This window comes from Aeromicrobium piscarium (assembly GCF_007421815.1).
GTDB lineage: Bacteria > Actinomycetota > Actinomycetes > Propionibacteriales > Nocardioidaceae > Aeromicrobium > Aeromicrobium piscarium.
Genome location: NZ_VLNT01000020.1, coordinates 1 through 22,928, shown reverse-complemented (window position 1 = coordinate 22,928; position 22,928 = coordinate 1). Strand labels below are relative to the sequence as shown.

The following is a 22,928-nucleotide window of genomic DNA, read 5'->3' as shown; positions in this document are numbered from 1 at the left end:
CTGCCGGGGCTACACTGAGGGCCGTGCTCGCCGCTGTCGCCCGTGCCGCGCGGCCAGGGGGAGAGTCTGACCGAGGGGGAGCGATGTCGCGTGCCGTCCGTTGGTCGATGGCGCTCGCCGTCCTGTTGACGCTCCTGCTCGGTGGACCGGCGACGGCGATGCCGGCCGAGCAGGACGATCCAGTCCTCCGCGTCGGCACCGAGGGCACGTATCCGCCGTTCACCTACCGCGATCCCGATACCGACGAGCTGACCGGTTACGACATCGAGGTCATCGAGGCGGTCGCCGAGCGCGCGGGTTGGCGGCTGGAGTTCGTCGAGACCCAGTTCGACGCGATCTTCCCCGCCCTGGATGCCGGTCGCGTCGACATCATCGCCAATCAGGTCTCCATCAATCCCGAGCGCGAGGCCCGGTACGCGCTGAGCGAGCCGTACACCTACTCGCGGGGTGTGATCGTCACCCGATCCGATGACGACTCGATCCAGAGCCTGGCCGATCTGAAGGGCAAGACCACTGCACAGTCGAGCACCACCAACTGGGCCGCGATCGCCCGCGATGCCGGCGCGAATGTCGAGGCGGTGGAGGGCTTCGCCCAGGCCGCGGAGCTGCTGGTGCAGGGCCGGGTCGATGCGATCGTCAACGACAACATCGCCGTCCTCGACTACCTCGCCACCACCGGTTCGGACGCGGTGAAGATCGCCGCGGATGCCGACCAGGAGACCTCCGAGCAGGCACTCGTCTTCCGGCAGGACGACGCCGCCCTGCGCGACGAGGCCGACCGGGCGCTGAACTCGTTGCGCGAGGACGGCACGCTCTCCGAGATCTCCGACAGTTACTTCGGTGCCGACGTGTCCATCGAGGACGGCGGCGAGGCGACCACCGAGGGGCGCGGCGGGCGATCGATGTGGGACGTACTCCGGGCCGAGGCGTGGCCGATGACGCTGGCGCTCGTCAAGGTCACGATCCCGCTCACCGCGGCGAGCTTCGTCCTCGGTCTCATCCTCGCGCTGGGCGTCGCCCTGGCCCGCATCTCGCGGACCCGCTGGCTCTCCTGGCCGGCGGGGGCGTTCGTCTCGATCATTCGCGGGACGCCGCTGCTCCTCCAGCTCTTCGTCGTCTTCTACGGCCTGCCGCAGCTCGGACTCACCTTCGATCGCTTCCCGGCCGCGGTGGCGACCTTCAGCCTGAATGTCGCCGGCTATGCCGCCGAGATCATCCGGTCGTCGATCCTGGCCGTGCCTCGAGGACAGACCGAGGCCGCCCGCACGATCGGCCTGGACTATCGCCAGACGCTTCGGCGCATCATCTTGCCGCAGGCCCTGCGCACGGCCGTCCCGCCGCTCTCGAACAGCCTGCTCTCACTGGTGAAGGACACCTCGCTCGCCTCGGTGCTGCTGGTGACCGATTTGTTCCGCGTCGCTCAGGTGGCGGCGGGGGAGAGCAACGAGTTCCTCGCGCTGTACGCCTTCGCCGGGCTCTACTACTGGATCGTGTGCTGGCTGCTGTCGCGGGCCCAGCACCGGCTCGAACGTCGACTGGATCGGTACGTGACATGACCTCCTCTCCGCCGCTGTTACGCGCTCACGGACTGCACAAGTCCTTCGGTGACCGTTCCGTCCTGCGCGGCGTCGATCTCGAGGCCTCGCAGGGCACGGCCACGGCTCTGCTCGGACCGTCGGGCTCGGGCAAGACGACGCTGCTTCGCTGTCTCAACGCCCTCGACGTCCCCGAGAGCGGCATCGTGTCGATCGCCGATGTCGAGGTCGACTTCGACCGGCTGCCGGCATCGGGACGCGGCCGCGAGGCGATCCTGAGGGGGCTGCGTGCGCAGTCGGGCATGGTCTTCCAGCAACACCACCTCTTCCCGCACCTGACCGCGCTCCAGAACATCATCGAAGGCCCGGTCACCGCTCAGCGGCGCCCGCGCGACGAGGCGGTCGCCGAGGGCCGTGCGCTGCTGGCGCAGGTCGGTCTCGGCGATCGGGAGGACGCGTATCCCTCGCAGCTGTCGGGAGGACAGCAGCAGCGGGTCGGCATCGCCCGTGCACTGGCGATCACGCCGCGCGTCGTGTTGTTCGACGAGCCGACCTCGGCCCTCGATCCGGAGATCGTGGGTGAGGTCCTCGCCGTGATCCGCGATCTGGCGAGTCAGGGATGGACGATGCTGATCGTGACCCACGAGGTGCGGTTCGCCGAGGCGGTGGCCGATCAGGTGCTGTTCCTCGACGATGGTGTCGTCATCGAGCGGGGAACGCCGGCTCAGGTCATCGGCGATCCCGAGCGGGAGCGCACGCGGCGGTTCCTGCGCCGGGTGCTCAATCCCGGCGTCGAATGATCAGCGGGACTCGAGAATGAGGGTGTCCCCGGCCACCCGCACCTGACGCAGGTCGTCGACGCGGGCGTCGACCTCGGCTCCCTCGAGGTGGTCCCCGACACCGACCACGGCGGCGACTCCCGCGGCCCGTGCGGCGGCGACCCCGGCCGGCGCGTCCTCGAACACGACACAGACCGACGGCTCGAGGCCGAGACCCTTGGCGCCCAGCAGATAGGGCTCCGGGTCCGGCTTGCCGTAGGTGACGTCCTCGGCGGCGACGATGTGCTCGGGCCGGGCGATGCCGACGGCGTCGAGGCGGGCGCGGACGAGGCGGCTCGTCCCCGACGTGACGACGGCCCATCGGCCTCCGGGGAGAGCGGCGGTGAGGCTCGCCGCTCCGGCGATGCCGTGCGTTCCCGCCGCCCCTTCGATCTCGGCCTCTTCCAGGAAGCTCTCGGCCTCCGCCCTCCGGTCGGCGACCACGAAGGAGGCCACGATGTCAGCGGCGCGCACACCGTGGCGCATCTGCGTGCGGTAGTCGAACTGCGGGGCATAGCGTTCCGCCCAGACGTCCCACGCGGCACCGGCGGCCTCGAGGGAGTCCACGAGCACACCGTCGCAGTCGAACAGGACACCGCCGAACCGAAACTCCATACCCCACATTCTCCCTGTCCAGATGTGGCCACCTGTGGCCGGTTCGGGTGTGGTGAAACGGGCCACAGGTGGCCACATCTCGGCAGGAGCCGAGGCTCAGGTGAGGGCGGACAGCCGGTCGAGGGCTTCGGCGAGGACATCGGGGCGTTTGCAGAAGGCCCAGCGCACGAGCGGCCGGCCGGCCTCTCGGTCGTCGTAGAAGACCTCCTGTGGGACCGCCACCACGCCCGCGAGCTCGGGAAGCCGGCGACAGAAATCGATGCCATCCGTATAGCCCAGGGAGCGCACGTCGGTGGTGGCGAAGTAGGTGCCCTGCGGCGTGAAGACCTCGAAGCCGATATCGCGCAGGCCGTCGCAGAGCAGATCGCGCTGGCCACGCAGACGGTCCCGGAAGGCCTCGAAGTAGGCGTCATCGGCCCCCAGCGCCGCTGCCGCGGCGGGCTGAAGCGGCGCGCCGGAGGTGTACGAGAGGAACTGCTTGACCCCCATGACCGAGCGCAGCAGTTCCGCGGGACCGGTAGCCCAGCCGACCTTCCAGCCGGTCAGCGAGAAGCTCTTGCCGATGCTGGAGATCGTGATCGTCCGCTCGCGCATGTCCGGCAGCGTGGCGATCGGGACATGCGGCTCGTCGAAGGCGAGGTGCTCATAGACCTCGTCGCTGATGACGACGAGGTCGTGCGCGACCGCCACCGAGGCGATCGTCTCGAGTTCCCCGCGGTTCAGCACCGCCCCGGTGGGATTGTGCGGCGAGTTCAGCAGGATCGCGGTGGTCCGAGGGGTGATCGCGGCCCGCAGGGCATCGAGCGGCACGCGGAAGTCAGGGGTGCGCAGGGTGACGGGGACCCGCGTCGCGCCGGCCATCTGGATCATCGCGACATAGGAGTCGTAGTAGGGCTCGAGGACGACGATCTCGTCGCCGGGGTCGAGCAGGCCGAGCAGCGACGCGGCGATCGCCTCGGTGGCGCCGGTGGAGACGATGACCTCGGTATCGGGATCGACGACCAGGTCGTACCAGCGGTGCTGATGCTCGGCGATCGCCCGGCGCAGCTCGGGGATGCCGATGCCGGGGGCGTACTGGTGATGTCCGTGACCTCGGACGGTGTCAGCCGCGTAGGTGAGGATCTCGTCGGGTCCATCGGTGTCCGGGAAGCCCTGGCCGAGGTTGATCGCCCCGGTGCGCTGCGCCAGCGCGGTCATCTCGGCGAAGATCGTGGTGCCGAGGCCGGTGAGGCGTGCGCTGGAGGTCTTCATCGGCTACGACGATACCCGCGGTCCGCGCTGAAAGGTGCTGAAGACAGAGGTCGGCCCGCCGTTCTCGGGGGGTGAAACGGCGGGCCGTCGGCAGCTGCGAGGGAACCTCTGTGCTGCATGTTCAACTATACACACCAGGTGCAGGGCGGCAAGCACTTTCGGGAAAAGAAATCTCGCGTCCGGTCCCCGGAAGCGAACAGTACCCACTCTAGGCCGTGTTGCGGAAGTCCGCGTGGCGCCCGGACGACCCTGCATCCCGTCTGACGGCGTTCTCGGCCCTCGCGAGACGACACCTGGTATGGCTTCGGTCCTCGGCCTTGTCAGCCGGGCGCGGATGCCGCCCGGGCTAATCACGCCGACTTCCGCAACACGACCTAGGCCCGAGATGAGAGACTGACATGGTGACGACGCAGACGACCTCGCGCCGCTCGGGCCGCGCTCTCGGGGCCCTCGGCCTCGCCTTGGTGATCGCGGGCCTCGCCGTGCTCGGCTATGTGGCCTGGCAGTACTGGGGTACCACCTGGCTGGCCAAGAAGGAGCACGAGTCGCTGCGCACCACGATCGTCCAGGACTGGGATCGCGGCGACGATGCCACGGAGATCAAGGGCGAGGGGTTGTTGCGGGTTCCGCGATTCGGTGCCGACTACGAGGTGCCGATCCTCCTCGGCTTCGACGATCCCACCTTCGCGAAGGGCATCGGCATGTACCCCGAGGGCGCCAAGCCGGGCGAGGTCGGCAATCTGGTGCTCGCCGCCCACCGTGTCACGCATGGCGAGCCGTTCCGCCACTTCTTCGATCTCAAAGCGGGTGACGACATCATCGTCGAGACGCGCACCGAGATCTTCACCTACCGGCTCCGCGACAACGGCGATGCGACCCGCGTCGACTTCCGCACCACGTGGCCGCTGCAGCCGGTGCCGTCGCCGGATGCCGCCGGCGTCGAGCCCACCGAGAAGCTCGTGACGCTGTTGACGTGCTCGGAGCTTTTCCACACCGACGACCGCAGTGTCGCGGTCGGCGAGCTGGTGGACGTGCAGACCAAGAGCGACGCCGGCTGACCTTTGCGGGTGTCCCCGGCACCCTGCTCCGGTTGCCGCGAGCTGCCGCGGGCACGATGGCACCACTCGCGATACCGCCGTCACCGGACGGAGCGGTCTCCACACATCACTAGGCTGAGCCCATGCACGATTATCAGCGCGAGTTCATCGAGTTCGCCATCGAGCACGATGTCCTGCGATTCGGCGAGTTCACGTTGAAGTCCGGACGTCCCTCGCCGTACTTCTTCAACGCCGGGAGCTTCGACACCGGAGCCCGGCTCGCGGCTCTGGGCCGGTTCTACGCCGCGGCCATCGCGCAGAGCGGGCTCGAGTTCGATGTCCTGCTCGGGCCGGCATACAAGGGGATTCCGCTCGTCTCGGCCGCGGCGATCGGGTTGGCGGACGAGGGCCGTGACGTCCCCTGGGCCTTCAATCGCAAGGAGATCAAGGATCACGGTGAAGGTGGGCTCTTCGTCGGTGCTCCGGTCGAGGGACGGGTGCTGATCGTCGACGATGTCATCACCGCCGGCACCGCCATCCGCGAGGTGCTCGATCTCCTCGGCGGCGTCGGTGCGCAACCCGCGGGCGTGGTGGTGGCCATCGATCGCCAGGAGCGCGGCACGAGCGACCAGTCGGCGATCGCCGAGTTGGAGAGCACCCGCGGCGTCCCGGTCCGTGCGATCGTGACGCTCGACGACATCATCGCCTATCTCGAGGAGACCGCGCGCTTCGCCGAGCGCCTGGACGCGATGCGGACGTACCGCGAGGAGTACGGCGCCGCGTGAGCGATGCCGAGATCGGCGTCGGACCGTGGGAGGGTCCGTGGCCCGATGACCCTCGATTCGATCCGGAGCTGCTGGGGCACGGCGACCGGCGCAATGTCGTGGATCGCTATCGGTACTGGACGATGGAGGCCATCGTCGCCGACCTGGACGCGCGCCGTCACGACTTCCACGTGGCCATCGAGAACTGGCAGCACGACTTCAATATCGGCTCGATCGTGCGGACGGCCAATGCCTTCGCCGCGCGCGAGGTGCACATCGTGGGCAAGCGGCGCTGGAACCGGCGCGGCGCGATGGTGACCGATCGCTATCAGCACGTGCGGCACCACGACGGGGTGGAGGACCTCGCGCGGTGGGCGCATGACGCGGGACTGCCGCTGATCGCCGTCGACAACCTGCCGGGTTCGGTGCCCCTCGAGACGACGGAGCTGCCGCGCGCCTGTGTGCTGGTCTTCGGCCAGGAGGGCCCCGGGATCACCGAGGCGATGCGTGCGGCGAGCGACCGCACCGTCTCCATCGCGCAGTTCGGCTCGACCCGGTCGATCAACGCGGGTGCCGCGGCCGCCATCGCGATGCACGCCTGGATCCGCCAGCACGCCGTCACCCGTTCCGCCTAGCTCGATGGTGTGCTGAGGGCGATCGGCAGGGACCTCACACGCACCACCTCGTCACTGATCACCACGACTGCACCTTCGTGCAGCTCAACTGCACACGCCGGCAGATTCGAGGCAAGCACTGCGGCAATGGTCTCGGGTGACAGACCCTGTGTTCGACGAAGGAGCACGAAGGAGGGCTTTTGCGCCTGGCGTGTCGCCAAGATGGTGCCGAAATCGGTGTCGGCAGAAACGATGGTGCGGTTCTCCTCCGCGGCGACGTCGACGATCTCCTCGTCGTCTGCTCGCTGTAGGCCGAGGCTTCGCGTGTCGACAACATCGAACACCGATCCGTTCAAAGACCTCGGAGCTGCCAGGGCAGATTCTGGTCGAGAAGCAGTCTCATGCAGTGAGAAGAGGCAGATGCCGTTCGTTCAAGGTGGCGGCCGCGAAGCGGAGAGCCTGCCTGATGTCCTCGGCCTCGAGTTCGGGGAAGTCAGCGAGAATCTGCTCAGTCGTGCGCCCGTCCGCCACCATCGTGACGACCGTCGCAACGGGCATGCGAAGGTCGCGGATGATGGGCACACCGCCCATCTTCTTCGGATCGACCTGGATCCGCTCGAATGCCATAGCCGAAAGTCTACGCCGGGATCGCCAGCTTTCTCATCTGCTGACGACGGGATCACGCAGCCCAGCCTCGACGGGTTCCACCTAGGCTCGGGGCATGGGTTCTCGTGTGGTGATCGTCGGGGGTGACGCCGGCGGCATGACGGCCGCGTCCGCACTGGTCAAACGTCTCGGTGACGAGGACGAGGTCGTGGTGATCGAGCGGGGCGAGTTCACCTCATACTCGGCGTGCGGACTGCCGTACTGGGTGGCCGGCGAGGTCGAGTCGTGTGACGACCTCATTGCCCGGTCGCCCGACGAACACCGCGAGAACGGCATCGACCTGCGCCTCGGGGCCACCGCCACCTTGCTGGACGCCGATGCCAAGGTGCTCACCACCACCGACGGAGAGCTGAGCTACGACCATCTCCTCATCGCGACCGGTGCTGAACCGGTGTGGCCCGAGGTCGAGGGTGCCGATGCCGAGGGCATCGCGCCCATCACCACCATTCCGCAGGGGCAGGAGATCCTGCGCCAGCTGGATCGCAAGCCCGAGAAGGTCGTCGTCGCCGGCAGCGGGTTCATCGGCACGGAGATGGCCGAGGCCTGCCTGAGACTCGGTCTCGACACCACGGTCATCAGCGCCACCGAGTTCCCCCTCGCCCAGTTCGAGAATCTCGTGGGAGAGCGGGTGCACGAGCAGATGGCTGCCAGGCAGATCGGCTTCCATGGCAATCGCCGGCTCACGGGGTTCCGCACCAAGGACGGCCGGGTGACGGGCGTGGAACTCGACGACTCGACCGTCCTCGACGCCGATCTGGTGATCCTCGCCTTCGGGGTGACGCCGCGCTCGGAGCTGGCCCGGGAGGCGGGACTGCCCCTGGGGCCCAAGGGCGCGATCGTCGTCGACGAGTATCAGTGCGCCGATCGCGCACGCGGGATCTGGGCGGCCGGGGACTGCTCAGCCGTCCGGGACCGTCAGTCGGGCGAACTGTTGCACCTCCCGCTGGGCGACCACGCCAACAAACAGGGCATGGTCGCGGCCTCCGGGATCGAGGCCGCGATCCTCGGGGGCGAGCCCGAGTGGTCGTTCCCGGGAGTCGTCCAGACCTTCATCACCCGCTTCTGCGATCTGGAGATCTCCCGCACGGGTGTCTCGACCGCCGAGGCAGAGAAGCTGGGGTGGGACACGGTCAGCGTGTCCATCGATACCACCACCTGGGCCGGTTACTACCCGGGGGCCGAGCCGATGACCGTCTGGTTGCTGGCCGACCGTCGCACCCGGCAGGTCCGCGGTGTCCAGATCGTCGGCGGGCCGACCGCTGGGCTGCGCATCGACGCCGCCGCGACCGCGATCACTGCCGGGATGCGGGTCGACGACCTCATCATGTTGGACTTCGCCTACGCCCCGCCGTTCTCGTCGGTCTGGTCGCCCCTGCACGTCGCCGTCCGCGCCGCCTACAAACTGCTCTGACCGGTCCAGGGCGAGCGAGGCACCAGCGGGCTGGAATACTGGCGGTAGCGCCCGCTTTCGACACCAGGAGAACTGATGCCCGTCGCAACTCCCGAGATCTACGCCGAGATGCTGGACAAGGCCAAGCGCGACTCGTTCGCCTTCCCGGCCATCAACGTCTCGAGCTCGCAGACCCTCAATGCCGCGCTCGCCGGTTTCGCCGAGGCGGAGTCCGATGGCATCATCCAGGTCTCCACCGGCGGCGCGGAGTACTTCTCCGGCCCCACGGTCAAGGACATGGTGAGCGGATCGCTGGCCTTTGCCGCCTTCGCGCAGGAGGTTGCCAAGAAGTACCCGATCAACGTCGCCCTGCACACCGACCACTGCCCCAAGGACAAGCTCGACGGCTTCGTCCGCCCGCTCATCGAGGCCTCCGCCGAACGCGTCCGAGGCGGCGGCCTGCCGTACTTCCAGTCGCACATGTGGGACGGCTCGGCCGTGCCGCTCGACGAGAACCTGGAGATCGCGCAGGAGCTGCTCGAGAAGGCTGCGGCTGCCCGCATCATCCTCGAGGTCGAGATCGGCGTCGTCGGCGGCGAGGAGGACGGTGTCGAGGCGGAGATCAACGAGAAGCTCTACACCTCGACCGAGGACGCCCTCGCGACGGTCCGCGCGCTCGGCCTCGGCGAGAAGGGCCGTTACCTGACGGCACTGACCTTCGGCAATGTGCACGGCGTGTACAAGCCCGGCAACGTCAAGCTGCGTCCCGAGGTGCTGAAGAACGCCCAGGAGGCCGTCGCCGCCGAGTTCGGCACCGACCGGGCCTTCGACTTCGTGTTCCACGGCGGCTCGGGCTCGCTGCCCGAGGATATCTCGGCGGCGGTGGACTACGGCGTCATCAAGATGAATGTCGACACCGATACCCAGTACGCCTTCACACGGCCGGTCGTCGACCACATGTTCCGCAATTACGACGGCGTCCTGAAGATCGACGGCGAGGTCGGCAATAAGAAGATGTACGACCCGCGCGCCTGGGGCAAGGCCGCCGAGGCCGGCATGGCGGCGCGCGTCCTGGAGGCCAGCCAGAACCTGCGGTCGGCCGGCAACAAGCTCTGATCCGACGACACGAGGGGCCGGGGACGCTGGGGCGTCACCGGCCCTTCGTGCGTTCGACCGCGATCATGAGATCGGTGCGCAGCGTCGCCGGGTCGGCCTCCGGGGACGGCTCGGTCACGTAGAGCTCGCCGAGCGCGACGGGCTCGCCGCTGGCTGAGGACGAGGCCACCGCCGCGAGCTGCTCCCAGCTGGCCTCGAGGGTGTCGTAGCCGCCGATATGGCTCACGGCCACAGTGGGCCCTGGGGGCCACTCGCTCGCCACGATGGTGATGCCGTCCGCGACGACCGGCCCGGCCCACGGTGTGTGGACCGGGAAGCCGATCTCGATGTCGAAGGTGCCGCGCGGGTCGCCGCGGTACAGCGCGAGCGCGGGACCGGCGGGTGTGAGCTCACCCCGGGCGATCGCACCGCCGATCGCCGAGTACGTGGCATCGAAGAGATCGCGCAGGACGTCCATCGTGACCCGCTCGTGTATCGCCATCGCGAGCGGCACGCGCTCGGTGTCGAACCAGGTCACATCGTGGAGCGGGCCGGGAGTCAGGGGCAGCATGGGGTCTCCTTCGTCGTCGCTCCAACCCTGACACGATCCACCGACAGTCGCGCGGTACAGCGTCGGCCGCACCCTGGCCGGCCCGGGTGCGGGGGGAGGTCGCACCGGCCGGCCACGTCGCCGGGCAGCGCCCCAGGAGCCGGGATGACCAGGCACGGCCTAGGTTCTGGGTATGACCAACTTGCTCGGAGAACCGCCGGAGACCCTGTTGCCCGCCGACCCGGGAGCCGATGCTCTCGCCGCCGGATCGACGCCCGCGGAGGTCGCCACGGCCCATCCCGATTCCACGGCTGCCTGGGCGCTGTTGGCCACCGAGGCGCTCGCGGAGAATCGGGATCTGGAGGGCTACGCCTTCGCTCGCACGTCCTATCACCGCTCCCTCGACGGGCTGCGCCGCAACGGCTGGAAGGGGCACGGCCCGGTGCCGTGGTCCCACGAGCCGAACCGCGGCTTCCTGCGTTCGCTCGCGGCCCTGGCGACTGCCTCGGAGCGGCTCGGCGACGAGGCCGAGGCGCATCGCTGCCGCGAGTTCCTGCGCGAGTCCAGTCCCGAGGGCTACGCCGTCCTCGTCGGCTGAGCCGGCAGCGGTAGGCCAGCAACCTCTCCCGTCCTGGGGCGGTAGGCCGGCAACGTTATCGACGCGCGATGAGGTTGATGGCCTACCGCCGCGGAGGTGAGCCTTCAGGCGAGGAAGGTGAGGGCGCCGGGTAGGATCTGCCAGGTGTGATCAGGGCACGGATCGCTGATCTCTCCATCGCTCGTACACCGCAGGCCCTCCCCGTGCACCTCCACTCGCTGCGCGCGCTCGTAGTGCACCAGCGGGGACTCGTCGGTCGTGCGAGTCAACAGACGCACGACGTAGGCGGCGCGTCCGGCCAATGTGTGGGCGAACACGACCTGAACGTCCATCTGCCCGTCGTCGATCTCGGCGGTCGGGAACAGATCGGTCCCGCCACCCACGAAACGCCCATTGCCCACGGACAACTGCGTGATGTGCCCGTGCCGGCGTCGCACCGGACGCCCATCGATCTTCACCTCGACCTTGGCGTCGGGAACGAAGGCCGACTTGGCGGCCCCGATCGCGTACCCGAGGGGCCCCCACCGCTTCTTGTAGCGTTTCGCGCGCACGGCCGCCTCGGCACCCAGGCCGATGCTCGCCGCGTTCACCACGACGGCACCGCCGAAGTCCTCCAGCAGATCGATGCGCCGGCCTTCGGACCCGAGGATGCGCTCCGCGGCCGCCGCGGGATCGAGAGGGAGCCCGAGCGTCCGGGAGAAGTCGTTCCCGGTGCCGAGCGGCACGAGCCCGACGGCGAGATCGTCCAACCGTCCGGCGCGGTGGACGGCGTCGACGACGGCATGCAGGCTGCCGTCACCACCGAACACCACGACGGCATCGAGATCGGGACGCTCGGCGAGGGCCGCGTCGAGCTCGTCGGTCGAGCCGGTCGCGACAGTGTCGACCTCGTGGACACGGGAGAGGACCTCGACGGCGGCATCGATCGACGAGGTGGTCGAGGTGCCGGCGGAGGCGTTGGTGATCGCGAGGAGGCGGGGCATGGTCTCGCCAGCCTACGCGGCCTCGCGATGGCGGACCGTCCGGCCGAACCCGGCCTTTCGTTAGAATACGGGGGTAAGGGCCCCACGCGGGGCTTTCCGCATGCCCTGAGGTGGTGCAACTCCATGCCCGCAGTCGTCATCGTCGGTGCCCAATGGGGCGACGAAGGCAAAGGCAAGGCGACCGATCTGCTCGGCAGCCGGGTCGATTACGTGGTCAAGTTCAACGGCGGCAACAATGCCGGACACACGGTCGTCATCGGTGACCAGAAGTACGCCCTGCACCTGCTGCCCAGCGGCATTCTGAGTCCCGGCTGCACGCCGGTGATCGGCAATGGCGTCGTGGTCGACCTCGGCGTGCTGTTCGAGGAGATCGACGGTCTGGAGGCGCGCGGGATCGACACCTCCAAGCTGGTCGTGTCCGCCAATGCCCACGTGATCGCCGACTACAACCGCACGCTCGACAAGGTCACCGAGCGGTTCCTCGGCAGTCGCAAGATCGGCACCACGGGGCGCGGTATCGGGCCCACCTATGCCGACAAGATGAACCGGCTCGGCGTGCGGGTGCAGGACCTCTTCGATGAGAAGATCCTGCGCGCCAAGGTCGAGGGTGCGCTGGAGCTGAAGAATCAGATCCTCACCAAGGTCTACAACCGGCGCTCGGTCGAGGTCGACGAGGTCGTGGACGAGCTGCTGAGCTATGTCGACCGGCTGCGGCCGATGGTGGCCGACACGTCGCTGCTGCTCGGCGACGCGCTCGATGCCGATCAGACGGTGCTGCTGGAGGCCGGCCAGGCGACGCTGCTCGATGTCGATCACGGCACCTACCCGTTCGTGACGAGCTCTTCGGCCACCGCCGGCGGCGCCTGCACGGGCTCGGGCATCCCGCCGACGCGGCTCACGCGCGTCATCGGCATCGTCAAGGCGTACGCCACGCGTGTGGGCGAGGGGCCGTTCCCGACCGAGCTCTTCGACGCCGATGGCGAGCGACTGCGCGACAACGGCGGCGAGTTCGGCACCACCACAGGGCGTCCGCGCCGTTGCGGCTGGTACGACGCGCCGATCGCCCGGTACGCCGCTCGCATCAACGGACTCACGGACTTCGTGCTCACCAAGCTCGACGTCCTGACGGGCTTCGACCGCATTCCCGTGTGCGTGGCCTACGAGGTCGACGGCGAGCGGGTCGACGAGATGCCGATGACGCAGACCGGGTTCCACCACGCCACGCCGATCTACGAGTACTTCGACGGCTGGAGCGAGGACATCTCCGGGGCTCGCACGATCGACGACCTTCCGGTCAACGCGCAGCGCTATGTCACGGCGATCGAGAAGATGAGCGGCGCGCGCATCTCGGCGATCGGCGTCGGTCCCGGTCGCGACGAGACGATCGTCGTCCACGACCTCCTCTGATCTCGGCTCCGCGGTTCGGCCGGCAGCGGTAGGTGGTCAACCTCATCGAGCCTGAGTGAGGTTGACCAGCTACCGCCACGGCCTGAGTGAGGTTGACCAGCTACCTCTACGAGGAGGGCGCGAGGTTGACCATCTACTCGATGCCGTAGCGGTCGATGACCATGCCGAAGGCATTGCCCCAGGGCGCGGTCTCGAGTGGGACGATCACGGTGCCGCCCTCCGCCAGCCGCTCGACGTACTCCCTCGACTGGGGACTGTCCTCGGCGGAGACGGCCACGCCGTGCGCGGGCGGCCTCGGAGCGGCCTGTCCCGTCGGGACGTCGCTGCCCATGAGCTCGAAGTGGTCGGTGGCGAGGTCACCGTGCATGATCCGCTCGGCATCGGCCGGATCGTGTGCGCCCATGTCGGCATAGCGAGCCAGTTCGAGCGTCCCGCCGAAGACCGATCGATAGAACTCCATCGCCTCGCGGGCCGTGCCGTCGAAGTGCAGGTAGGGGATGAGTCGAGTGGCCATGAGAGCTCCTTCCGCCTGTTCCCAGTGAACTCCTGACGGTGCCGGAGGGGAAGCCCCGTAGGCTGGTGACCCGTGAAGACGCTCGTCATCGGCACCGGCGGCCGCGAACACGCCCTCGCGCTCGCACTCTCCCGCGATCCCCACGTCACCGAGGTGCATGCCGCGCCCGGCAATCCCGGTATCGGGCGGGTGGCCGAGCTGCACGATGTCGACCCTCTCGACGGGGCCGCGGTGGCGTCTCTCGCGTCGTCGCTCGGCATCGATCTCGTCGTGGTCGGACCTGAGGCGCCGCTCGTCGCGGGGGTCGCCGATGCCGTCCGTGAGGCCGGGGTCGCCTGCTTCGGCCCGAGTCGCGAGGCGGCTCGGCTCGAGGGCTCCAAGGCCTTCGCCAAGCAGGTGATGGCGGCGGCCGAGGTGCCGACGGCGCTCGCGCGGCTCTGCGAGACCCCCGAGCAGGTGGCGGAGGCGCTCGACGCCTTCGGACCGCCCTATGTGGTCAAGGACGATGCCCTCGCCGCGGGCAAGGGCGTCGTGGTGACCGAAGACCGTGCGGCCGCCGAGGCGCACGCCTCCTCCTGCGACCGGGTCGTGATCGAGGAGTTCCTCGACGGCCCCGAGGTCTCCCTGTTCGCGATCACCGATGGTCAGACGGTGCTGCCGTTGCAGCCTGCGCAGGACTTCAAACGGGCCTATGACGGCGACGACGGACCGAACACCGGCGGCATGGGCGCCTACACGCCGTTGGCATGGGCGCCGGACGGACTCGTGGAGGATGTCTCCCGCCGGGTGCTGATCCCCACGGTCAAGGAGATGGCCGCGCGCGGCACCCCGTTCTCGGGCCTGCTCTACGCCGGTCTCGCCCTCACCAGCCGGGGCGTGCGCGTCGTGGAGTTCAACGCGCGCTTCGGCGACCCGGAGACCCAGGCGCTGCTCGCGTTGCTGGAGACGCCGATCTCGGCGCTGCTCATGGGGGCCGCGCAAGGGAATCTCGGTGAGGTGGGTCTCCCGCAGTGGCGCGAGGGCGCAGCGCTGACGGTCGTCGTCGCGGCTGAGAACTACCCGGAGTCGCCGGTGAAGGGCGATGTCATCGAGGGCATCGACGAGGCCGATCAGATCGAGGGCGTCGATGTGATCCAGGCCGGAACGGCGGAGGACGGCGACGGCCGACTCGTCACCGCCGGCGGACGCGTGCTCGCGGTCACGGCCGTGGGCGATTCGCTCGGACAGGCCCGCGAGCGCGCCTACGCCGGTGTCGACCGGATCTCCATCCGCGGCGCCCACCACCGCACCGATATCGCCCTTGCCGCCGAGCGCGGCGACATCACCCTCTGACGTTCTCCCGCGCCGCGGACCGATGGTGATGCGTTCGGGTCGCTCCGGCAGCCGCAACGCATCGTCTTCCGTCCGGGCGGGAACGGTTGGTGATGCGTTCGGGTCACCCCGGCAGCCGTAACGCATCATCATCGGTCTGTCGTGCGAGCGCGAGACGGGCGCCGCCGGGCCGGCACGACCACTAGCATCGTCCTCGTGAGCACCGAGGACCCCCGCGGCGACGGACATGCCTTCGATCCGTCGCTGCTGATCGATGTCGCCGCGCAGTTCCTCTTCGACGGGGAGCCGACCCTGCGACAGTCCGAGGTCGCTGAAGCGGCCGGGGTCGACCTCGACACCGCCAACGCGCTGTGGCGCCATCTCGGCTTCCCCGCCGTCGCCGAGGACGAGCCCGGCTTCCTGCCCGCCGATGTCGAGGCGCTGCGGCTGACCGAGCGGCTCGTGGAGCTCGGGGTCCTCGACCGCGACCGGCTCCCGCAGTTCGTGCGGTCGACGGGGCGGACCTTCGCGCGGCTGGCCGACTGGCACATCCGGGTGATGCTCGCCGCGCTCGCCGCCGATGCGGAAGGCGAGGAGGAGCCGACCTCGATCGACGCCTTCGCCGAGGTCATTCCGACCGTCGAGGCGCTCCAAGGCTATGTATGGCGTCGGCACCTGCTGGCCGCCGCGAGCCGGATCGCGCTCGGAGAGGTCGCCTCCGGAGGCGACGTGCCGGTCGTCGTGGGCTTCGTCGACATCGTCGGCTACACCGCGCAGAGCCGCCAGCTCAACGCGCGTGAGCTCGGCGACATGGTCGAGTGGTTCGAGCGGGTCACCACCGAACTCGTCGTCGAGCACGGTGGACAGGTGGTCAAGACGATCGGCGACGAGGCGATGTTCGTGCTGGAGAGCGCGCCCGAGGCCGCTGAGCTCGGTCAGCGGCTCGTCGAACGCGCCGAGGACGACGAGCGGTTCCCCGAGGTGCGGGTGGGAATGGCGTACGGCTCGGTCGTCGCCCGGCTCGGCGATCTGTTCGGCTCCACCGTCAACCTCGCCGCGCGCCTGACCTCGGCCGCGCGACCCGGGCGGGTGCTGGTCGACGACGACCTGGCCGGTCAGCTGCAGGCCGATGAGGAGCGGTGGCGTTTGCGCCGGGCCCGTCGCATCTCGGTGAAGGGCTACGATCACCTCCACCTCTGGTCGCTCAAGCGCGTCGAGCCCGCGAACTGAGCACTGGGGGTCTCCCTGGGAGGTGGGATACGCATCTCGCCCGGGGCGGTGAGCTACCCCGCACCTTCGCGCCTCGGGTGCGGGATGACTCACCGACCATCGTTTCGAGCCGTGCATACGTCACCGCTCCGGCGTGACCGGAACGAACACCGCTCCGCCCGGCGGAGCGCAGCTGCGATACTGGGGGAGTGACCGCACCCAACGTTCTCGCCTCCCGCTACGCCTCCGACCAGCTCGCCGAGATCTGGTCCCCCGAGCACAAGATCCGCCTCGAACGACAGCTGTGGATCGCGGTGCTCAAGGCGCAGCGCGATCTGGGCGTCGAGACCCCGGACGGCGTGATCGAGGCCTACGAGTCCGTCGTCGACCAGGTCGACCTCGACTCGATCGCCGCGCGTGAGCGGGTGACGCGTCACGACGTCAAGGCCCGGATCGAGGAGTTCGCGGCGCTTGCCGGCAGCGAGCACATCCACAAGGGCATGACCTCGCGCGACCTCACCGAGAACGTCGAGCAGCTGCAGATCCGCGCCTCGCTGGAGATCGTGCGCGACAAGGCCGTCGCCACCCTCGCCCGCCTCGGACGGCTCGCGTCCGAGCACGCCGAGCTGGTGATGGCCGGCCGCAGCCACAATGTCGCCGCGCAGGCCACCACCCTCGGCAAGCGCTTCGCGACCGTCGCCGACGAGCTTCTCGTGGGATTGCAGCGGGTCGAGGAGGTCGTCGACCGGTATCCGATGCGCGGTATCAAGGGCCCCGTCGGCACGTCGCAGGACCAGCTGGACCTGCTCGGGGAGGAGGACAAGCTCGCCGAGCTGGAGCAGCGGGTCGCCGAGCACCTCGGCTTCGACCACCGCTTCACCAGCGTGGGGCAGATCTACCCGCGCTCCCTGGACTATGACGTCGTCACCGCACTGGTGCAGCTCGTCGCCGCCCCCTCCAATCTCGCCACGACGGTCCGGCTGATGGCCGGCAACGAGCTGGTGACGGAGGGCTTCAAGCCCGGCCAGGTCGGGTCGAGCGCGATGCCGCACAAGATGAACTCGCGCTCGTGCGAGCGGGTCAACGGCCTCGCGGTCGTGCTGCGCGGTTACGCCTCGATGGTCGGTGAGATCGCCGGCGACCAGTGGAACGAGGGCGATGTCTCCGAGTCGGTGGTGCGCCGCGTCGCGCTGCCCGACGCCTTCTACGCCGCCGACGGCCTCTTCGAGACCTTCCTGACGGTGCTCGACGAGTTCGGCGTGTTCCCGGCGGTCGTGCAGCGCGAGCTCGACCGGTACCTGCCCTTCCTGGCCACCACCAAGGTGCTGATGGCGGCCGTCCGCCATGGTGTCGGTCGTGAGGAGGCGCACGAGGCGATCAAGGAGCACGCCGTCGCCGTGGCCCTGGAGATGCGCGAGCAGGGCACGTCCGAGAACGATCTCTTCGAGCGACTCGCGAGCGACCCGCGGCTCGGGCTGAGCCAGGCCGATCTCGATGCCCTCGTCGCGGAGCCGATCGAGTTCACCGGCGCTGCCCGGTCGCAGGTCGAGGAGGTCGTCGCGCGCATCGCGGCGGTCCTCAAGGCCCATCCCGATGCCGCCGCCTACACGCCCGGCGACATCCTCTGACCCTTCCCCGGGGGCGGTGACTTACGCACCTCTCGGCCCGGTAGGCGGTGACCTGCGCACCCCTCACGGCAGCTGAGACGTGCCTAGGTCACCGCTGAATCGAGGGAGGGGTGCGTAACCCACCGCCCTGGGACTCGCGTCAGGCGGTGAGCCAGGCGACCACGACCGGGTCCGGGTGAGCGTCCCAGGACGCCTCGAGGGTGCCGGTGGCCGAGTCGGGAAGGTCGGCGGGCACGAAGCGAGGGATCTGCGGATCGCCCGTGCCGGTGCCCGAGCCGCGCCCGGTCGCCAGCGTCGCCGGCCGGTCGAGAGCCGTGCCATCGCGCAGCTGAAGCGCCGAGCCACCCCGGCCCTCGGCGATGACCGCTCCGATCTCGGCGAGGAAGACGGGATCGGTCGAGCCGTCGTAGACCCAGCGGTGTCCCAGCGCCGTATGCTCCATCTCGCCGATCAGGTCGGCGCCCTCCAGAGGCGCGTCGCGGTAGGTCAGGGTCACCACCGCGAACCGCCCCGCGACCGGCAGGGGCAGCAGCTGCAGCTCCATGCCGACCTGTCCCGCAGGGTCGTCGAAGCGCAGGTTGGCGGCGAAGGAGGGAACCGGCTCCGTGCTCGGCCACCACGAGGTCGTCGGCAGCCAGGCGCTCAGCAGCTCGTGCTTGCTCGGGGTGAGGGTCGCGTCAGGATGAACGATGGCCATCTCCTCATGCTGTCACGCGCGCCGGGTCAGCGGGCGGCCCCCGCCGGTAGGGTGTCGACGTGGCCCTCGACATCCCCGGCGCGACCCACGTCCACTCGGGCAAGGTGCGCGACCTGTACTCCTACGGCGACCACTACCTGATGGTGGCCTCCGATCGCATCAGCGCCTACGACTTCAGTCTCGAGCCTCCGATCCCCGACAAGGGCGAGATCCTCACGCGCGTGTCGCTGTGGTGGTTCGACCAGCTCAGCCCACTCGTCCCCCATCACGTGGTCAGCACCGAGGTGCCCGAGGTGGTCGCCGGTCGGGCACTCCTCGTGGAGAAGCTGGACATGTTCCCCGTCGAGTGCGTCGTCCGCGGCTACCTCACCGGTTCCGGCCTGGCCGACTATCAGGCCACCGGCGAGGTCTGCGGTGTGCCGCTGCCGGCCGGTCTGGTGGACGGCGACCGGCTGCCGGAGCCGATCTTCACCCCGGCCACCAAGGCCGCCTTCGGTGAGCACGACGAGAACGTCAGCTTCGAGCAGGTCGCCGCGACGATCGGCCAGGAGGCGGCCACCCGGCTGCGCGATCTCAGCCTCGGCATCTACAACCTGGCCGAGCGGACGGCTCGCGAGCGGGGCATCATCCTCGCCGACACCAAGCTGGAGTTCGGTGCCCGGGAGGACGGCACCATCGTGCTCGCCGACGAGGTGCTCACGCCGGACTCCTCCCGTTTCTGGCCGGCCGACGAGTGGGAGCCGGGCCGCGCGCAGTCCTCCTTCGACAAGCAGATCGTGCGGAACTGGCTGACCTCGTCCGCGAGCGGCTGGGACCGTCGTGGCGAGGCGCCCCCGCCGCGCCTGCCCGACGAGATCGTGGAACGCACGCGCGCCCGCTACATCGAGGCCTTCGAGCGTCTCACCGGCCAGACCTGGTAGCTCGCCGACGACCCACGGACGGACTCGCTGGACAGCCCGGGTGAGACTCCCGTTACAGTGAACGTGACATCGTCACTGTCACTGATCACAGGGAGAACCACCGTGGCCAATCTGTCTCGCATCCTCGAGGAATCGGCGAAGAAGTATCCCGACCGTACTGCGATTGTTTTCGGCGATACGCGTTTGACGTATGCGCAGGTCGACGGCGCGGCGAATCAGGTCGCGAATTTGTTGGTGTCGCGCGGTATTGAGCCGGGTGACAAGGTCGCGATCTCGATTCCGAATCTGCCGTACTTCACGATCGTGTATTTCGGTATTCTGAAGACCGGTGCCACGGTGGTGCCGCTCAATATCTTGTTGACCGCGCGTGAGGTTGCCTATCACCTGGATGATTCGGATGCGAAGGCGTATTTCGCGTTCGAGGGCGCGCCGGGTGTGCCGATCGGCGACAACGCGTGGGAGGGCTTCGGTCAGGTCGAGGGCGTCAAGGACTTCTTCTTGATCAAGCTCGATTCGGCGGCTCCGGCGCCGTTGGAGGGACCGGAGTATTACGCCCCGTTGGTCGCCGAGCAGTCGCCGGTCTTCGAGTCGGTGGCGCGCGATGACGATGACACGGCGGTCATCCTCTACACGTCGGGGACCACGGGTCAGCCCAAGGGTGCTGAGTTGCGGCACCGCAACATGTACGACAACGCGGCGTTGGGCGAGTCGACCTTCCAGGCCGATGAGAACAACCCGGACACGTATCTGGCGGTGCTGCCGTTGTTCCACATCTTCGGGCAGACGGTCATCCAGAACGGCTGTCTGCTGTATGGCGGCACGATGGTGATGTTGCCGCGTTTCGAGGCCGAGCCGGCGATCAGGCTGCTGTTGAGTGAGAAGGTGACCTTCTTCGCCGGGGTGCCGACGATGTACTGGGGTCTGCTGGGTGCGCTCGATGAGACGGTCGATGTCGCTGAGATCGCCAGGAATCTGCGGGTGGCGGCCGCTGGTGGCGCGGCGCTGCCTGGTGATATCCACCGGCAGTTCGCCGAGAAGTTCGGTGTCACGATCCTGGAGGGTTATGGCCTGTCGGAGACCTCGCCGGTCGCTTCGTTCTCGCCGTGGGGTAAGCCGCCGGTGGTGGGTTCGATCGGTAGGCCGGTCAAGGGGGTGGAGATGAAGCTCATCGACAACGAGTGGAACGAGATTGCCGATGATCCTGAGGCGATCGGTGAGATCGCGATCAAGGGTCACGGGATCATGAAGGGCTATTACAAGCGCCCGGCCGCGACTGAGGAGGCGATCCATGGTGAGTGGTTCCGTTCTGGGGATCTGGGTCGTCGTGACGAGAACGGTTATTACTTCATCGTCGATCGCAGCAAGGACATGATCATCCGTGGTGGGTACAACGTGTATCCGCGTGAGCTGGAGGAGGTGCTGATGACGCATCCGGCGGTGTCGCTGGTCGCGGTCATCGGCGTGCCGCATGAGTCCCACGGTGAGGAGGTCAAGGCGGTCGTGGTGCGTGAGCCGGGTGTCGAGGTCACCGAGGACGAGCTGGTCGCGTGGGGCAAGGAGCAGTTCGCGGCGTACAAGTACCCGCGGATCGTGGAGTTCCGCGACGAGCTGCCGATGACCTCCACCGGTAAAATCCTCAAACGCGAACTCAGCTGAGTCGCGACGATGATGCGTCGTGGTGGCGATGGCGACCACGACGCATCGTCTTCCGCCTCGGTGGGGACCGATGGTGATGCATCGGGGCTGCTGGAGCGACCTCACTGCATCATCGTCGGTCCGCGACGGCGGTGTCCGGCGAGCCCGATACACTCGGACCGTCACCCCGTCCGTCGTTCCAGGGAGCGCCCGTGGCCCGCGTCATCGTCGATGTCATGCCCAAGCCGGAGATCCTCGACCCCCAAGGCAAAGCCGTCCACGGTGCGCTGCCGCGGCTCGGCTTCACCTCGGTCACCGATGTCCGGCAGGGCAAGCGCTTCGAGCTCGAGGTGCCGAACACGGACGCCGCCACCCTCGACGAGGTCCGCGAGATCGCAGGCACCCTGCTGTCCAATCCGGTCATCGAGGACTTCGAGGTGCGGGTGGAGGCCGGCGCGTGAAGGTCGGTGTCGTCACCTTCCCGGGGTCGCTCGACGACGGTGACGCTCGCCGCGCGGTGCGGATCGCCGGCGGGGAGCCCGTCGCGTTGTGGCACGGAGACCACACCCTCGCGGGTGTCGACGCGGTCGTACTGCCCGGCGGCTTCTCCTATGGCGACTACCTGCGCTGCGGTGCGATCGCGCGCTTCGCTCCGGTCATGGAGCAGGTGATCGAGGCGGCCAAGGGCGGTCTGCCGGTGCTCGGCATCTGCAACGGCTTCCAGATCCTGTGCGAGTCGCATCTCCTGCCCGGCGCACTCATCCGCAACGATCACCGCACCTTCGTGTGTCGCGATCAGGTGCTGCGCGTCGAGAATGCCGACACCGCCTGGACCCGCGACTACTCCGCCGGCCAGGAGATCACCATCCCCTTGAAGAACGGCGAGGGCGGCTTCGTGGCCGCGCCGGATACGATCCGCGAACTGGAGGAGTCCGGCCGGGTCGTCGCGCGCTATGTGGGTGTGAACCCGAACGGCTCGATGAACGAGATCGCCGGGATCACCAACGAGCGCGGCAACGTGGTCGGTCTCATGCCACACCCCGAGCACGCGGTCGAGGACCTGTGCGGCCCCGGCACCGATGGCCTCGGTTTCTTCACCTCGGTCCTGCAGACCGTCCTGGCCTGACCCCTTCCTGGGCGGTGACGTGCGCACCTCTCGCCCGGTTGGGCGGTGACGTGCGCACCTCTCACGCGGCGTGAGAGGTGCGTAAGTCACCGCTCACTGGCGGTATCGCACCGCTGCACGACGAGCGATGCGGTCCTAGGCTCGAAGCATGAGCACTGAGGTCAGCCACAACGAGTCCGAGCAGCGGTATGAGATCCACGTCGACGGTGAACTCGGCGGGTATCTCGTCGCGCAGCCCGATGGCGATGTCGTGACCCTGCCCCACACGGAGATCGACGAGCGCTTCGAAGGACAGGGCTTGGCGAGTCAGCTGGTGACCGCGACGTTGGAGGACATCCGCTCACACGGGCAGCGGATCCGCCCGACCTGCCCCTATGTCAAGCAGTTCCTGGAGAAGCACACCGAGTACGCCGACCTCGTGGCGGAGTGACATCTCGCGGGGATGCTCCTATGGATGTCAAGCGGCGAGGGTGAGGCGTCTGGGCTCGACGTGGTCAGCGGTGAGGACGTAGTAGATCTCGCGGGCGATGAGTCGTTTGAGGCAGCGGATGATGTCTTTCTTCGA

25 protein-coding genes are annotated in these 22,928 nt (G+C 68.5%); 17 read left to right on the top strand and 8 right to left on the bottom strand.

Features of this window, described 5'->3' with window-relative positions; genetic code table 11:
- Positions 1-83: 83 nt before the first annotated feature.
- On the top strand, positions 84-1,556 hold the full coding sequence (locus FNM00_RS16285; protein WP_143914601.1) for an ABC transporter permease subunit: 1,473 nt from the start codon (positions 84-86) through the stop codon (positions 1,554-1,556).
- Positions 1,553-2,335 (top strand): amino acid ABC transporter ATP-binding protein, encoded by a 783-nt coding sequence (locus FNM00_RS16280; protein ID WP_143914600.1) that lies wholly within the window; start codon positions 1,553-1,555, stop codon positions 2,333-2,335. The genes FNM00_RS16285 and FNM00_RS16280 overlap by 4 nt, the downstream gene beginning before the upstream one ends.
- Here FNM00_RS16280 and FNM00_RS16275 read toward each other — a convergent pair whose 3' ends face one another.
- Positions 2,336-2,968, bottom strand: a complete 633-nt coding sequence (locus tag FNM00_RS16275) for an HAD-IA family hydrolase (RefSeq protein WP_185973194.1) — start codon at positions 2,966-2,968, stop codon at positions 2,336-2,338. It lies immediately after the preceding gene.
- A gap of 96 nt (positions 2,969-3,064) precedes the next feature.
- Complete coding sequence (locus FNM00_RS16270) at positions 3,065-4,219, bottom strand: pyridoxal phosphate-dependent aminotransferase (protein ID WP_143914598.1); 1,155 nt, start codon at positions 4,217-4,219, stop codon at positions 3,065-3,067.
- Positions 4,220-4,620: 401 nt separating this feature from the next.
- Between FNM00_RS16270 and FNM00_RS16265 the strand changes: the two genes are divergently transcribed.
- The 3 genes from FNM00_RS16265 (at position 4,621) to FNM00_RS16255 (ending at position 6,655) form a co-directional block, all read left to right on the top strand.
- Positions 4,621-5,277, top strand: coding sequence for a sortase (locus FNM00_RS16265; RefSeq protein ID WP_221933783.1), 657 nt, complete (start codon positions 4,621-4,623; stop codon positions 5,275-5,277).
- Positions 5,278-5,399: 122 nt separating this feature from the next.
- The gene (gene pyrE / locus FNM00_RS16260; RefSeq protein WP_143914596.1) at positions 5,400-6,041 is read left to right on the top strand and encodes an orotate phosphoribosyltransferase; all 642 of its coding nucleotides are present in this window, start codon (positions 5,400-5,402) and stop codon (positions 6,039-6,041) included.
- Positions 6,038-6,655, top strand: coding sequence for a TrmH family RNA methyltransferase (locus FNM00_RS16255; RefSeq protein WP_143914595.1), 618 nt, complete (start codon positions 6,038-6,040; stop codon positions 6,653-6,655). Before pyrE ends, FNM00_RS16255 begins: the two co-directional genes overlap by 4 nt.
- Here FNM00_RS16255 and FNM00_RS16250 read toward each other — a convergent pair.
- The gene (locus FNM00_RS16250) at positions 6,652-6,978 is read right to left on the bottom strand and encodes a DUF5615 family PIN-like protein (protein WP_143914594.1); all 327 of its coding nucleotides are present in this window, start codon (positions 6,976-6,978) and stop codon (positions 6,652-6,654) included. The genes FNM00_RS16255 and FNM00_RS16250 overlap by 4 nt on opposite strands.
- Positions 6,979-7,033: 55 nt before the next feature.
- Complete coding sequence (locus FNM00_RS16245; protein ID WP_143914593.1) at positions 7,034-7,261, bottom strand: DUF433 domain-containing protein; 228 nt, start codon at positions 7,259-7,261, stop codon at positions 7,034-7,036.
- Positions 7,262-7,355: 94 nt separating this feature from the next.
- On the opposite strand from FNM00_RS16245, the gene FNM00_RS16240 reads away from it, so the two are divergent.
- Together FNM00_RS16240 and fbaA are read left to right on the top strand one after the other, a co-directional pair.
- Positions 7,356-8,711 (top strand): FAD-dependent oxidoreductase, encoded by a 1,356-nt coding sequence (locus FNM00_RS16240; RefSeq protein ID WP_143914592.1) that lies wholly within the window; start codon positions 7,356-7,358, stop codon positions 8,709-8,711.
- 75 nt (positions 8,712-8,786) lie between these two features.
- Positions 8,787-9,806 (top strand): class II fructose-bisphosphate aldolase, encoded by a 1,020-nt coding sequence (gene fbaA, locus FNM00_RS16235; protein ID WP_143914591.1) that lies wholly within the window; start codon positions 8,787-8,789, stop codon positions 9,804-9,806.
- A gap of 34 nt (positions 9,807-9,840) precedes the next feature.
- On the opposite strand, the gene FNM00_RS16230 is transcribed toward fbaA, so the two are convergent.
- On the bottom strand, positions 9,841-10,356 hold the full coding sequence (locus tag FNM00_RS16230; RefSeq protein ID WP_143914590.1) for a GyrI-like domain-containing protein: 516 nt from the start codon (positions 10,354-10,356) through the stop codon (positions 9,841-9,843).
- A gap of 172 nt (positions 10,357-10,528) precedes the next feature.
- On the opposite strand from FNM00_RS16230, the gene FNM00_RS16225 reads away from it, so the two are divergent.
- Entirely contained in the window at positions 10,529-10,933 is a 405-nt protein-coding gene (locus FNM00_RS16225) for a DUF3151 domain-containing protein (RefSeq protein WP_143914589.1), read from the top strand.
- A gap of 104 nt (positions 10,934-11,037) precedes the next feature.
- Here FNM00_RS16225 and FNM00_RS16220 read toward each other — a convergent pair whose 3' ends face one another.
- A complete protein-coding gene (locus FNM00_RS16220; RefSeq protein WP_143914588.1) occupies positions 11,038-11,916 on the bottom strand; it encodes a diacylglycerol/lipid kinase family protein in 879 nt (292 codons plus the stop codon).
- Between the two features lie 123 nt (positions 11,917-12,039).
- Between FNM00_RS16220 and FNM00_RS16215 the strand changes: the two genes are divergently transcribed.
- Positions 12,040-13,323 carry an adenylosuccinate synthase gene (locus FNM00_RS16215; RefSeq protein ID WP_143914587.1) on the top strand — a complete coding sequence of 428 codons (1,284 nt, stop codon included), beginning with the start codon at positions 12,040-12,042 and terminating at the stop codon, positions 13,321-13,323.
- 133 nt (positions 13,324-13,456) lie between these two features.
- Here the strand turns inward: FNM00_RS16215 and FNM00_RS16210 are convergent, their stop codons facing one another.
- Positions 13,457-13,837 carry a VOC family protein gene (locus FNM00_RS16210; RefSeq protein WP_143914586.1) on the bottom strand — a complete coding sequence of 127 codons (381 nt, stop codon included), beginning with the start codon at positions 13,835-13,837 and terminating at the stop codon, positions 13,457-13,459.
- 72 nt (positions 13,838-13,909) lie between these two features.
- Between FNM00_RS16210 and purD the strand changes: the two genes are divergently transcribed.
- From purD to purB, 3 genes are all read left to right on the top strand, one after another.
- Positions 13,910-15,169: a phosphoribosylamine--glycine ligase gene (gene purD, locus FNM00_RS16205; RefSeq protein WP_143914585.1), complete on the top strand. Its 1,260-nt coding sequence runs from the start codon at positions 13,910-13,912 to the stop codon at positions 15,167-15,169.
- A gap of 195 nt (positions 15,170-15,364) precedes the next feature.
- Positions 15,365-16,378 (top strand): adenylate/guanylate cyclase domain-containing protein, encoded by a 1,014-nt coding sequence (locus tag FNM00_RS16200; protein WP_246065205.1) that lies wholly within the window; start codon positions 15,365-15,367, stop codon positions 16,376-16,378.
- 188 nt (positions 16,379-16,566) lie between these two features.
- Positions 16,567-17,985 (top strand): adenylosuccinate lyase, encoded by a 1,419-nt coding sequence (purB, locus tag FNM00_RS16195; RefSeq protein WP_143914584.1) that lies wholly within the window; start codon positions 16,567-16,569, stop codon positions 17,983-17,985.
- A 139-nt stretch (positions 17,986-18,124) separates the two neighbouring features.
- Here purB and FNM00_RS16190 read toward each other — a convergent pair whose 3' ends face one another.
- Complete coding sequence (locus FNM00_RS16190; RefSeq protein ID WP_143914583.1) at positions 18,125-18,682, bottom strand: maltokinase N-terminal cap-like domain-containing protein; 558 nt, start codon at positions 18,680-18,682, stop codon at positions 18,125-18,127.
- 59 nt (positions 18,683-18,741) lie between these two features.
- Here FNM00_RS16190 and FNM00_RS16185 point away from each other — a divergent pair, with 59 nt between their 5' ends.
- From FNM00_RS16185 to FNM00_RS16165, 5 genes are all read left to right on the top strand, one after another.
- The gene (locus tag FNM00_RS16185; RefSeq protein WP_143914582.1) at positions 18,742-19,602 is read left to right on the top strand and encodes a phosphoribosylaminoimidazolesuccinocarboxamide synthase; all 861 of its coding nucleotides are present in this window, start codon (positions 18,742-18,744) and stop codon (positions 19,600-19,602) included.
- Between the two features lie 102 nt (positions 19,603-19,704).
- On the top strand, positions 19,705-21,258 hold the full coding sequence (locus FNM00_RS16180; RefSeq protein ID WP_143914581.1) for a long-chain-fatty-acid--CoA ligase: 1,554 nt from the start codon (positions 19,705-19,707) through the stop codon (positions 21,256-21,258).
- Positions 21,259-21,449: 191 nt separating this feature from the next.
- Positions 21,450-21,698, top strand: a complete 249-nt coding sequence (gene purS / locus FNM00_RS16175) for a phosphoribosylformylglycinamidine synthase subunit PurS (protein WP_143914580.1) — start codon at positions 21,450-21,452, stop codon at positions 21,696-21,698.
- The gene (gene purQ, locus FNM00_RS16170) at positions 21,695-22,363 is read left to right on the top strand and encodes a phosphoribosylformylglycinamidine synthase subunit PurQ (RefSeq protein ID WP_143914579.1); all 669 of its coding nucleotides are present in this window, start codon (positions 21,695-21,697) and stop codon (positions 22,361-22,363) included. Before purS ends, purQ begins: the two co-directional genes overlap by 4 nt.
- Positions 22,364-22,511: 148 nt before the next feature.
- Positions 22,512-22,793 (top strand): GNAT family N-acetyltransferase, encoded by a 282-nt coding sequence (locus FNM00_RS16165; RefSeq protein ID WP_143914578.1) that lies wholly within the window; start codon positions 22,512-22,514, stop codon positions 22,791-22,793.
- Positions 22,794-22,928: the final 135 nt, after the last annotated feature.